Below are 13562 nucleotides of genomic sequence, written 5' to 3'. Positions count from 1 at the left end.
CCAACGCCCCAGCCTCAATCGGATCACCCAACCGAGTACCAGTACCGTGCGCCTCCACCACATCCACATCAGAGGGACCGAGCTCCGCTGAAGCCAGAGCATCGCGGATGACCCGCACCTGGGAGGGCCCGTTCGGCGCGGTCAGTCCGCTACTGGCGCCGTCCTGGTTCACCGCCGAACCACGGACCACGGCGAGCACTCGGTGACCGTGACGCTCCGCGTCCGAGAGCCGTTCGAGGGCGAGTACGCCGACTCCTTCGCCCCAGCCGGTACCGTCGGCGGATTCGGCGAAAGCCTTGCACCGCCCGTCCGGAGCCAGTCCGCGCTGTCTGCTGAAGCTGACGAATCCCTCCGGGGTGGACATCACGGAGACGCCACTGGCCAGTGCCAGTGAGCATTCTCCTGCCCGCAGCGCACGCACGGCCAGGTGCAGTGCCACCAGCGACGAGGAACACGCCGTGTCCACCGTCACCGCGGGCCCTTCCAGACCCAGGGTGTAGGACACCCGGCCGGACAGCACACTGCCCGCGTTACCGATGCCGATGTGTCCCTCGAGTTCGTCCGGCGCGTCAGCCAGCAGCGCCGGGTAGTCGCGGCCGTTGGTGCCGGCGAAGACGCCGGTGGGGCTGCCCCGCAACGACTGGGGATCGATCCCCGCGTGCTCCAGCGCCTCCCACGACACCTCCAGCAACAACCGCTGCTGCGGATCCATCGCCAACGCCTCACGCGGCGAAACACCGAAGAAATCCGCGTCGAACCCCGCGGCATCCTCCAGAAACCCACCCTCCCGCACATACGACGTCCCAGGCCGATCCGGATCCGAATCGAACAAACTCCCCAGATCCCAACCCCGATCGGTAGGAAATCCGGTGAGCGCGTCGTCGCCGGATTCGAGCAGTCGCCACAACTCCTCGGGTGAACCGACGCCACCGGGCAGTCGGCAGCCGATACCCACGATCGCGATCGGTTCCCGCGCTTCGCCCAGGAGCGCGTGGTTCTGCTTGCGAAGACGCTTGACCTCTTTCAGCGCGTCCCGCAGTGCTTCGACGACCTCCGCCTGCGACGTCTGGCTCATGTTTCGCTCCGTCATCGGTCGAGGTCCTCCCTGGCCAGGCGGACGAGGTCGGCGGCGTCCATGCCGTCGATCCGTTCGGTGTCGCCGTTCACCGGCCCGTCGTTGCCGCCGCGGCCGAGCCCGAGCAAGTCGTCAAGCAGACCCGCTTCCTCGAGCCGTTTCAGCGGGATCGTGGCGAGCAGGCGGCGGACCTCGGCCTCGTCGCCGTCGACGCCGTCGCCTCCGTCTTCGGACTCGCTCAGGCGAGAGGACAGCCACTCCGCCAGCGCCGTGGGGTTCGGATAGTCGAAGATCAACGTGGGGGGCAGCCGCAGCCCGGTTCGTGCGGTCAGCTGGTTGCGCAGTTCGACCGCGGTGAGCGAGTCGAAGCCCAGTTCGAGGAAACCCCTGCCGACGTCGACCGTGTCCGCCGAGTCGTGGCCGAGCACCTCGGCCACGTGTGCGCAGACCAGGTCCAGCACCACCCGGCCACGTTCGGCCGCGCCGGCACCGGCCAGACGTTGGGACAACTCCGGTACGGCATCCGGTTCGGCACGGTGGGCCGCGGTCGCGGCCGGGACGGTTTCGGCGACGGAGTCGAGCAGCGCGCTGGGGCGGGTGGTGGTGAACGCGGGAACGAAGCTCGGCCAGTCCACATTGGTCACCAAGAGTGTCGGCTCACCGGTGCGCAGTGCCTGGAACATCTCGGTGACCGCACGTTCCGGCGACATCGGCAGGAGACCGTTGCGCCGCAGTCGGCTCTGATCGACCCCGTCGAGCTGGGCCATGCCGTCGCCGTCCCACCAGCCCCAGGACACCGAGAGCGCGGGCAGGCCCTCCGCGTGGCGGTGTTCGGCCAGCGCGTCGAGGTAGGCGTTGGCCGCGGCGTAGTTGCCCTGGCCGGGGCTGCCGACCGCTCCCGCCATCGCGGAGTAGAGCACGAACGCGGCCAGGTCCAGGTGCCTGGTCAGCTCGTGCAGGTGCCACGCCGCGTCGGCCTTCGGCCGCATGACCGCCGCGATCTTCTCGGGCGTCATCGATTCGAGCACCCCGTCGTCGACCACGCCCGCGGTGTGCACGACAGCGGTCAGCGGGTCCGCGTCGGGGATGTCCGCCAGCAATCCGGCGACGCTCTCCCGGTCCGCGATGTCACAGGCCACCACGGAGACGCGGGCGCCGAGTTCGGTCAGCTCGTCGGTCAGGTCTCCGGCACCAGGGGCGTCCGGCCCGCGGCGGCTGACCAGCAGCAGGTGGTCCGCCCCCGCGGAGGCGAGCCGCCTGGCGACATGGCCGCCCAGCGCTCCGGTACCGCCGGTGATCAGCACGGTGCCGCTGGGAACCCACTCCGGTCCGGGCGCCACCGGCTCCGCCCGGACCAGGCGCCGGGCGAGCAGGCCCTGCTCCCGGACGGCGAACTGGTCCTCTCCACCTGCTTCCGCCAGGGCGGCGACCACGAGGTCGCGGCTCACCTCGCCGGACGAGCACGGCAGATCGATCAGACCGCCCCAGCGGCCCGGGTACTCCAGTGCCGCCACGCGACCCAGCCCCCACAACGGCGCCTGCGCCGGACCGGTGACGGGGTCGCCGGGCGCGGTGGCGACCGCGCCCCGGGTGGCGCACCACAACGGCGCGTCGATCGCGGCGTCGCCGAGCGCCTGGATCAGGCGGACGGTGGCTGCCAGGCCGAGTGAGGCGATCGACGAGTCCGCCGAGCGCGGGCGGTCGTCGAGACCCAGCAGGGAGAACACACCAGTGATCTCCGAACTGCCCGTCGCCGCACGGAGACGCTCGGCGGCGGCCGCACGGTCACCGGCCGGGTCCAGGTGGACGGTGCTCACCTCGGCGCCACCCGACGCGAGCAGACCCGCGCCCCAGTCGTCGGCAGCGGCTCCGTCGGGCAGCACCACGAGCCAGTGACCCGAAAGAACCGGCTTGCCGATCTTCGGCGGCGTGCGCCACTCCATGCGGTAGCGCCAGGACCGCTCCGTGTCGGCGGGACGGTGCGGCGCGTCCAGCCAGTACCGGCGGCGCTCGAAGGCGTAGGTCGGCAACTCCACCCGGACCGCACCCGTACCGGCGAAGAAGGCCGTCCAGTCCGGGCTGACCCCGTGGGCGTGCAGCCTGCCCAGCGCGGCGAGCAGTGCCACCGGTTCGGGCCGGTCCTGCCGGGACGTCGCGACCAGCACCGCGTGCTCGCCCGCGCTGTCCCTGGCCATCGCGGTGGCCACACCGTCAGGGCCGAGTTCGGCGAACACGCCGACGCCCTGACCGTGCAGCCACTCCACACTGTCCTTGAAGCGGACGGCTTCCCGGACGTGCCGCACCCAGTAGCGGGCGGAACGGATCTCGTCGGTGACGGCTCGCCCGGTCAGGTTGGACACGAGCGGAACGGCCGGTGCGTGGTAGGTCAGCCCCTCGGCGATCGTGCCGAACTCCTCGAGCATTCCCTCCATGAGCGGCGAGTGGAACGCGTGGCTCACCCGCAGCCGCTTGGTCTTGCGGCCGCGCGCGGCGAGTTCGTCGGCGACGGCGAGCACCACGTCCTCCGCCCCGGACAGCACGGTCGCCTCCGGGCCGTTGACGGCCGCGATCCCAGCCGCGTCGGTGTGCTCCAGCAGCGCAAGCACCTCCGCTTCGGCGGCTTGGACCGCGACCATCGCACCGCAGGCGGGAAGTGCCTGCATCAGCCTGCCCCGCGCTGCCACCAGCGTGGCCGCATCCGCCAGGGACAGCACACCGGCGACGTGCGCGGCGCTCACCTCGCCGATGGAGTGCCCGAGCACGTAGTCGGGTTCGATGCCCCAGTGGGACACCAGCCGGAACAGCGCCACTTCGAAGGCGAAGAGTCCCGCCTGGGTGTACACGGTGTCGTCCAGCAGCCGCGCCAACTCCGGTGCCCCGGCGAACACGACGTCGCGAACCGGGTGGTCGACGAAGCCGGCCAGCCGCGCGTCGAGCTGCGCGCACACGTCGTCGAATGCCCGCGCGAAGACCGGGTAGGTCTCGTGGAGTTCACGTCCCATGCCCGCGCGCTGCGCTCCCTGACCGGAGAAGACGAACGCGCACGTCGCCCCGTCACGCCGTTCGCCCCGCACCAGGTTCGACGCGACTCCGCCGTCGGCCAGCGCGCCGAGCGCGCGCAGCAACTCGTTCCGGTCCTCGGCGGTGATCACCGCACGGTGTTCGAGGGGGGCACGCGTGGTGACCGAGGAGAAGGCGATGTCGGTGAGCTCGAGATCGGGTCGTTCGTCGAGCCAGTCCGTCAGTCGCCGAGCCTGTCCGGCCAGTGCGGCCCTGCTCCTGGCCGACACCACGACGGGTACCCGTCCCGCGGGCACCGTCCGCTCGGGAACGCTCGCCTCGTGCGCGGGCGGCTGCTCCACGATCGCGTGCGCGTTGGTGCCGCTGATGCCGAACGAGGAGATGCCGGCCCGCCGAGGGTGGGACGCCCGCGGCCACGGCACCGCCGAGCTGGCCAGCTGCACGGCTCCGGACGTCCAGTCCACGTGGGACGAGGGTTGCTCGGCGTGCAGTGTCTTCGGCACCACGCCGTGCCGCAGGGCCAGCACCATCTTGATCACTCCGGCCACGCCCGCCGCGCCCAGGGTGTGCCCAAGGTTCGACTTCACCGAACCCAGCCACAGGGGATTGTCGTCCTGGTGCTCCCGGCCGTAGGTCGCGAGCACGGCCTGCGCCTCGATCGGATCACCCAGCGAGGTGCCCGTGCCGTGCGCCTCGACGACGTCGACCTCGGCGGCGGTCAGCCCCGCGCTGGCCAGAGCCTCGCGGATCACCCGCTGCTGGGACGGACCGTTCGGCGCGGTGAGCCCGTTGCTGGCGCCGTCCTGGTTGACCGCGGAACCGCTCAGCACCCCCAGGACCGGGTGCCCGTTGCGCTCGGCGTCCGACAGCCGCTCCAGCAACAGGATCCCGGCGCCTTCCGCCATGCCGAACCCGTCCGCGTCGTCGGAGAACGCCTTGCACCGGCCGTCGGGCGAGAGGCCACGTTGCCTGCTCGCCGCGATGAGCGTGCGCGGTGTGGCCAGCACGGTGGCGCCACCGGCCAGCGCCAGCGTGCATTCTCCGGCGCGCAGCGCCTGCGCCGCGAGATGCAGCGCCACCAGCGAGGACGAGCACGCCGTGTCGACGGTCATCGCCGGTCCTTCGAGCCCGAGCGTGTAGGAGACCCGGCCGGACAGCACACTGGCGCCGGTACTCGTGACCAGGAACCCTTCGTCGGCCTTCGGCAGGTGCTCCGCCAGGTCCGAGTAGTCCTGGCCGCTGGTCCCGGTGAAGATTCCGGTGCGGCTGCCACGCAGGGACGTCGGGTCGACACCCGCGCGCTCCAGTACCTCCCAGCAGATCTCCAGCAACAGCCGCTGCTGCGGATCCATCGCCACCGCCTCACGCGGGCTGATGCCGAAGAATCCGGCGTCGAACTCGGCGGCGCCATGGAGGAATCCGCCCTCCCGGACGTAGCTCGTGCCCGGCTGGTCCGCGTCCGGGTGATACAGCTCCGCCAGGTTCCAGCCACGATCCGTCGGCAGGCCGGTGATCGCATCACCACCGGACTCGAGCAACCGCCACAGATCCTCCGGCGACCGCACGCCGCCGGGGAAGCGGCAGCTCATCGCCACGATCGCGATCGGCTCGGTGGCGGGCGCGGGGCGTTCGGCGGTGACCGGTCCCGTGCCGTTCGCCTCGCCGAACAGTTCCCCCAGCAGATACCCGGTCACCGCCGACGGCGTGGGGTGGTCGAAGACGAGGGTCGCGGGCAGCCGGAGCCCGGTGCCCGACTGGAGACGGTTGCGGAACTCGACAGCGGTCAGCGAGTCGAAACCGACCTCACGGAAGGCGCGTCCGGCACCGATCGCGTCCAGCCCGGTGTGCCCGAGTACCGCCGCCGCCGTGGAACGCACCAAATCAAGCACGAACTGGTGGCGTTCCGCGCCGGAGGAGGCGGCCAGGCGCACGGCGAGCGACGACCCCTCCGGTTCGGCGGTGGCCAGGCTCGCCGCCGGTCGGACGAGTCCCCGCAACAGGTGCGGGAGGGAGCCGGTGCGGGCCTGGGCACGCAAGGCCGCGAAGTCCAGGCGGGTCGGGACCACCACCGCCTCGTTCACGGCGGGGGCGGCGTCGAACAGGGCGAGGCCGTGTTCGACGGAGATCTCCAGCGTTCCCTGGCGCGCCAGCCGGGCCAGGTCCGCGTCCCCCAGCCCGCCCGACTGCGTGCCGCGTTCAGCCCACAGGCCCCAGGCCAGCGACTGCGCGGGCAGACCCTGGTGCCGCCGGTAGTGCGCGAGCGCGTCGAGGACCGTGTTGGCCGCGGCATAGTTCGCCTGGCCGGGAGAACCGAAGACACCCGCGCCGGAGGAGAACAGCACGAACGCCGACAGATCCAGCCCCGCGGTCAGTTCGTGCAGGTTGAGCGCTCCCGCGACCTTCGGCCGCAGCACGGCTTCCAGGCGCTCGGCGGTCAGCGAGTCGACCACGCCGTCGTCGAGCACACCGGCCGCGTGGACGACCGCGGTCAGCGGGTGCGTCGGGGACACGCGGGAGAGCAGGTTCGCCAGCGCCGCACGGTCGGCCACGTCACAGGCTTCGATGCTGACCGTGGCGCCGAGCGCGGTGAGGCGGGCGCCCAGTTCCTCCGCACCGGCGGACCGGGTTCCCGTACGGCTGGTCAGCAGCAGATGCCGGACGCCGTGCGCGGTCACCAGGTGCTCGGCCAGTACCGCTCCCAGCGCGCCGGTTCCACCGGTGATCAGGACCGTACCCTCGGGGCCGAACGCGGGCGCGGCAGGTTCGGCCGCGGGCCGGGTCCGCGCCAACCTCGGTACGAGGAGTGTGCCCGCGCGCAACGCCGACTGCGGCTCCTCCGACGCGACGGCGGCCGGAACCAACTCAGCCGACGCCTCGTCCGTGTCCACGAGGACCACCCGTCCGGGGTTCTCCGACTGAGCCGAGCGCACCAGACCCCAGATCGGTGCCTGCGCCAGGCGCGGCAGGCCGTCGCCGGTGCCGGTGGTGACCGCTCCGGTGGTCACCACGACCAGCCGCACCGCGGCGAACCGCTCGTCGGCCAGCCACGACCGCAGCAGCTCCAGGGTCCGCCGAGCGTGAGCTCCGGCCGCGTCGACGGCACCGTCGCTACCCTCGGCACCGCACTCCTCGGCAGCGTGAACCACGACGAAGTCCGGTGTGAGACCGCCGTCGCCGATCGCCGCACCCAGCTCGGCCAGGTCGGCGTACTGCTCTCCGAGCACCACACCGTTGCCCGCCGCCGCGTCCGGGAGCGGGAGCTCGTTCCAGGCCAACCGGAAAAGTGCGTCGCCGTGGCCGAGCTGTGCCCGGAAACCCTCCACCGGGCGGGTCTCGATCGTGGCGGCCGACAGCACCGGGGCACCCGTCTCGTCGGCCGCGGCCAGGCTCAGCACCCCCGGCGTGGATTCGGTGACGTGGACCCGCAGCTCGCGAGCTCCCGTGGCGTGCAGGCGGACGTCCCGCCAGCGCACCGCGAGCGAGTCGGCCGGTTCCCCGCGCGACGGAGCGACACCCTGCACTGCCGTTTCCAGCAGAAGCGGGTGCAGGTCGAACGCGTCGGCGTCGAGTTCCTCCGGCAACGCGATCTCGGCGAACAGCTCGCCGTCGCGTTGCCAGGCGGCCCGAACCCCCTCGACGGAGCCGGGTTCGAGCCTTTCCGCCCCTTCGGGCGGCCGGACCTCGAACTCGACGGCCTCCAAGGCGTCACGAGTGGCGAGTGTTCCTGAGGCGTACCTGGTCCACGTCTCACCGGCGTGGTCGGTCTCGGGCTGCGCGTAGATCTCGACGGCGCGGTCCCCGTTGTCGTCGGGGCCGCCCACGGTGACCTGGAGCCGGATCGCGCCCTGTTCGGCGAGCACCAGCGGGGCCTCGACCGTCAGTTCGGCGAGCCGGTCGCAGCCGAACTCGTCTCCGGCACGCAGGGCGAGTTCCACGAAGACCGACGAGGGCAGCAGGTTCACGCCCGCGACAGTGTGCTCAGCCAGCCAGGGCTGGGTGAGCGCGGAAAGCCTGCCGGTGCAGAGGAACCCCTCGAACTGCGGAACAGCCACCGCCGCGCCGAGCAGCGGGTGCCCGGCCGGATCCAGTCCGGCGGAGGTGACGTCCGAGGCAGCTCCCTGCCGGTCGAGCCAGAACCGGGTGCGCTGGAAGGCGTAGGTCGGGAGGTCGACCTTCCGGGCACCGGCCGGGTACACACCGGTCCAGTCCACCGCCACGCCACGCACGTGTGCCTCGGCGAGGGAGGCGATGAACCGGTCCTCACCGCCGTCGTCCCTGCGTAGCGTGCCGATCACCCTGGCGTCCTCGGCGGTTTCCTGGATCGCGCCGAGCAGCACCGGGTGCGGGCTGGACTCGACGAACGCGGTGTGCCCGTCGGCGACCAGCGCGCGGACCGCCTGCTCGAACATCACCGGTTCGCGCGCGTTCCGGTACCAGTAGGCGGCGTCCAGAGTCGAGGGGTCGATCGGCGCCCCGGTCACCGTCGAGTAGAAGGGAACGGCGTCCGCTCTGGGCGTGACCGCGGCCAGCTGCTCCAGCAGCCGGTCGCGCAGCTGATCGACCTGGGCGGTGTGCCCGGCCGCGTCCGCACCGCGAATGCGGCGGGCACGGACCCCGTCCGCGTCGAGTTCGGCCATGAGCTCGTCCAGCGCGGCAGGCTCGCCGGCGACCGCGACCGCCGCGGGGCCGTTGACCGCCGCGATCGACAGGCGCTCGCCCCACCGCGCCAGCCGGGGTGCCAGCTCGTCCGGGGAAAGGGAGACCGACACGACTCCGCCCCGGCCGGACAGTTCCTCGTCGATCAGGCGCGAGCGGAGTGCCACCACCCGGGCGGCGTCCTCGAGCGACAGCGCCCCCGCGACGCAGGCCGCAGCCACCTCGCCCTGGGAATGCCCGACCACGGCGGCAGGCGAGACGCCTCGCGAGCGCCAAAGTTCGGCCAGCGACACCATGACCGAGAACAACACTGGCTGCACCACGCGCAGGCGATCCAGCGCGGGCGCGTCCGGTTCGCCCCGCAGCACGGCCAGCACCGAGAAGTCGGTGACGGCACCGAGAGCCTCGTCGCACTCCCGCAGGCGGTGCGCGAACACCGTCGAGGAGCTGAGCAGACGGGTGGCCATCTCGGGCCACTGCGATCCCTGACCGGGGAAGACGAAGGCCACTTTCCCCGCCGACGCCACCCCGCGCAGCAGGTTCGGCGCATCCGTACCACCGGCGATCGACTCCAGCCCGGCGGTGAACTCCCCGAGCTCGCGACCGAGCACGGCGGCACGGTGAGGGTGCGCCGTCCGGGTCGTGGCGAGGGAAAGGCCGATCGAGGACACCTCGGCCGGGTCCAGCTCCGCCACGTGGGCGCGAAGGCGCTCGGCCTGCTCGCGCAACGCGTCCTCGGTCTTGCCGGAGAGCAGCCACGGGACCGCGGTGGTGGGGGAGGTCTGCGCGGTGGGAACCGTGATCTCGGCGGGAGGCTGTTCCAGCACGACGTGGGCGTTGGTGCCACTGATGCCGAACGAGGAGACACCGGCGCGCCGTGGGCGTTCGCCCTCCGGCCACTCGCGTGCCTGGGACAGCACCTGGACCCCGCCCTGGTCCCAGTCCACATGCGGTGAGGGAGCGTCCACGTGCAGCGTCTTCGGCAGTGTGGCGTGCCGCATCGCCAGCACCATCTTGATCACTCCGGCCAAGCCGGCGGCGGACTGCGTGTGACCCAGGTTCGACTTCACCGAGCCCAGCCACAGTGGTTGCTCCGCCGAGCGCGCACGGCCGTAGGTGGCCAGCAGGGCGTGCGCTTCGATCGGATCACCGAGCGCGGTACCCGTGCCGTGCGCCTCGACGACGTCCACGTCACCGCCGGACAGTCCGGCGTCGGCGAGCGCCTGCCGGACGACACGTTCCTGCGACGGCCCGTGGGGCGCGGTCAGTCCGTTGCTCGCTCCGTCGGAGTTCACGGCGGAGCCGCGCACGATCGCCAGTACGGGGTGTCCGTGGCGCCGGGCGTCGGAGAGCCGCTCCACCAGCAGCATGCCGGCGCCTTCGGACATGCCGGTACCGTCGGCTGCGGCGGCGAACGACTTGCAGCGACCGTCCCTCGCGAGCACGCGCTGCCTGCTGAAGGTGACGAAGGGGTCCGGCGTTGACATGACCGAGGCGGCCCCGACCAGCGCCATCGTGCACTCCCCGCCGTGCAGCGCCCGCGCCGCCTGGTGCAGGGCGACCAGCGAGGCGGAACACGCGGTGTCCACGGTCATCGACGGCCCTTCGAAACCGAAGGTGTACGACAGCCGTCCCGAGACCACGCTGCCCGCGGTACCGGTCGCCTTGTAGCCCTCCAGCTCCGGTGGGACGCCGTCGAGCAGGGTGCCGTAATCCTGGCCGTGGGTGCCGGCGAACACACCGACCGGCGCGCCACGGAGGGACGCCGGGTCGATGCCCGCGCGTTCGAAGGCCTCCCACGCGGTCTCCAGCAGCAGCCGCTGCTGCGGGTCCATGGCCAGCGCCTCACGCGGGTTGATGCCGAAGAACTCCGCGTCGAAGCTGCCGAGTCCGTCGATGAAGCCGCCTTCGACCAGGTACGTCTTACCGGATCGCTCGGGGTCGGGATCGTAGAGCCGGTCGGGCTCCCAGCCCCGGTCCAACGGCATGGGGCCGATGGTGTCGATCTCCTCGGCCACGACCTGCCACAGCCGTTCCGGGGAGTCCACCCCGCCCGGGAAACGGCAGCTCATCCCCACGATCACGATCGGGTCGTCCCCGGCGGCGGGCGTGGCGGTGACCACCGGCGCGGCGGGCTCGTCGGTGGTGCCGAGCAGTTCCGCGAGGAGGTGAGCGGCGAGCGCGCCCGGTGTCGGGTGGTTGAAGATGAGCGTGGGCGGCAGGCGGAGACCGGTGGCGAGGGAAAGCCGGTTGCGGAACTCCACGGCGGTGAGCGAGTCGAAACCCAGTTTCTTGAAGCTACGGCCACCCTCCAGGTCGGCGTGCGAGCCGTGACCCAGCACCGCGGCGGCGTGGGTGAGCACCAGTTCGCCCAGTGTCCGGTCCCGTTCTTCGCGGGACAACGACGTCAGACGTCGGGCCAGCGGCGGAGAGTCCGCTCCCGCTGCGGGTTCCGCCGCCCGGCGGGGTTTGCCCCGCACCAGGCCACGGAACAGTTCCGGCACGGTCTCCTGGGCCGCGAGCACCGTCGTGTCCAGCCGTACCGGTACCAGGCAGGCCGCACCGGTGCCCGTGGCGGCGTCCAGCAGCCCCAGTGCCTCGACCGCCGACATCGCGACCGTGCCACCTCGTGCCATCCGCGCGAGGTCGGTGTCAGCGAGACGCCCGCCCATGCCCTCGGCCTCGTCCCACACTCCCCAGGCGAGGGAGACGCCGGGCAGACCGCGGGATCGGCGGTGCGCGGCCAGCGCGTCGAGGAACGCGTTCGCGGCGGCATAGTTGCCCTGGCCGGGGGTACCGAAGGTTCCCGCGGCGGAGGAGAACAGCACGAACGCGGACAGGTCGAGGTCCCCGGTCAGCTCGTGCAGGTTCAGTGCCCCGTCCAGCTTGGGCCGGAGCACGCGGTCGACCTGCTCGTCCGTGATCGCTTCGACGATGCCGTCGTCGACCACGCCGGCGGTGTGGATCACGCCCGTGAGCGGGTGGTCCGCGTCGATACCCGCGAGCACACCGGCGAGGGCGTCCCGGTCCGCCACGTCGCACTCCGCGAAGCTCACGTGGGCACCGAGTTCCCTGAACTCGGCTGCCACCTCGGGGCCGGGAGCGTTGCGGGAGAGCAGCACCAGGTGCCGGACGTCGTGCTCACTCACCAGATGGCGCGCGACGAGCCGGCCCAGTCCGCCGGTGGCGCCGATGATCAGCACGGTGCCGTCGCGGTTCCAGGCCGGTGCGGCGTCGGCGGCAGCTCTGGCGAGCCGCGGCACGGCGAGCCTGCCCGCCCGGATCGCGACCTGTGGTTCCCGCGAAGCGAGCGCTGCGGGCAGTGCGTGGCGGGAGCTGTCCTCGCCGTCGAGGTCGACGAGCCCGAACCGCCCGGGGTGTTCCGACTGGGCCGAGCGCAGCAGTCCCCACAGGGGAGCCTGTGCCAGATCCGGTGCGGTCCCGTCGAGACCGGTCGCCACGGCGTCGTGGGTGACCAGGACGAGCCGGGAACCGGAGAAACGTGGGTCGGCGAGCCAGGACCGGAGCAGTGCGGAGACCTCGGAGAGAAGATCACGTGCCGCGCCACGGAGGTCGTCCCGCTCGGGCACGCGGGGCAGCGCGACCACGTCGGGGATCGGCTGACCCGCCTCGACCGCGTCGGCCAGTGAGGCGAGATCGTCGTAGTGACCCGCGCAGCCACCCGCCGAGGTGATCCAGTCACCGATCCCTCGCCCCGCTCCGCCGAGCACTGCCCAGCGGGCGTCCGCCACCGCGGCGGGTGGTGCGGACTCCCAGTTCACCGCGTACATCGAGCGCGAGACCGCAGGCCGGAGCTGCTCCGGTGACGCGGGCCGCAGCACCAGGCCGGCCACGGACAGGACGAGCGCACCGGTCTCGTCGGCGGCCGTGAGCGTGACCGCCTCCGGTCCGGCCGGTGTGAGGCGGACCCGCAGTGCCCGTGCTCCCGTCGCGTGCAGGGTCACGCCGCTCCAGGCGAAGGCGAGTCGCCGCTGACCCGGTTCGAGCACACCGAGGTCCACCCCGTGCACGGCGGCGTCGAGCAACGCGGGGTGCACGGCGAAGTCCACGGCGTCCTCCGCCACCGGCTCGGGGAGGCGAATCTCGGTGAACACCTCGTCGCCCCGGCGCCAGGCGGCGCGAAGCCCCTGGAACGCATCACCGTAGCCCAGACCGGTCTCGGCGAGCCGGTGATAGAAGTCCTCGACCGCCACCGGCTCGGCGCCGGGTGGAGGCCAGCTCTCGAACGTCTCGGGCACCGGTTCGGCGAAGGCCAGCACACCGCGGGCGTGGCGGGTCCAAGGTTCGTCTTCACTCCGTCGCGAGTGGATACTGACACCCCGGCCGTCGGGACCGACGACGACCTGGACGCGAGATCTCCCGTCGAGCACCAGCGGGGCTTCGAGGGTCAGTTCCTCCAGGCGGTCGCAGCCGAGTTCGCGCCCCGCGCGCAGCGCGAGCTCCACGAAGGCCGAGCCCGCAACGATCACGGTTCCGTGTACGACGTGATCGGCGAGCCAGGGATGGGTGTCGGTGCCGAGCCGTCCGGTCAGGATCAGCCCGTCGCCGTCGGCCAGGTCCACCGCGGCGCCGAGAATCGGATGTGCGGCGGCGGTCAGCCCGAGCCCGGCGGGGTCCGAAACCCCTCGATCGGCTGCGAGCCAGTACCGCTCGTGCTGGAACGCGTAGGTCGGCAGGTCGACCCGCCTGCCGCCGCTTCCGGCGAACACCGCCTTCCAGTCGATGTGGACACCGCGCACGTGTGCCTCACCCAGCGAACGCAAGAACCGATCCAAACCACCCTCACCCC

The 13562-nt window shown here is 72.1% G+C and carries 1 protein-coding gene and 1 pseudogene; both read right to left on the bottom strand.

The genetic code is table 11. The features are described from left to right. Positions 1–1039: beta-ketoacyl synthase N-terminal-like domain-containing protein (locus tag FFT09_RS22785; protein WP_425273078.1), on the bottom strand; the 1039-nt coding region annotated here is incomplete at its 3' end. 47 nt (positions 1040–1086) lie between these two features. Beyond that, positions 1087–13524, bottom strand: a pseudogene (locus FFT09_RS22780) (SDR family NAD(P)-dependent oxidoreductase); the annotation flags it as partial. Positions 13525–13562 lie beyond the last annotated feature (38 nt).

The organism is Saccharomonospora piscinae (assembly GCF_005862235.1).
Classification (GTDB): domain Bacteria; phylum Actinomycetota; class Actinomycetes; order Mycobacteriales; family Pseudonocardiaceae; genus Saccharomonospora; species Saccharomonospora piscinae.
This window is presented reverse-complemented; position numbering and strand designations above follow the sequence as displayed.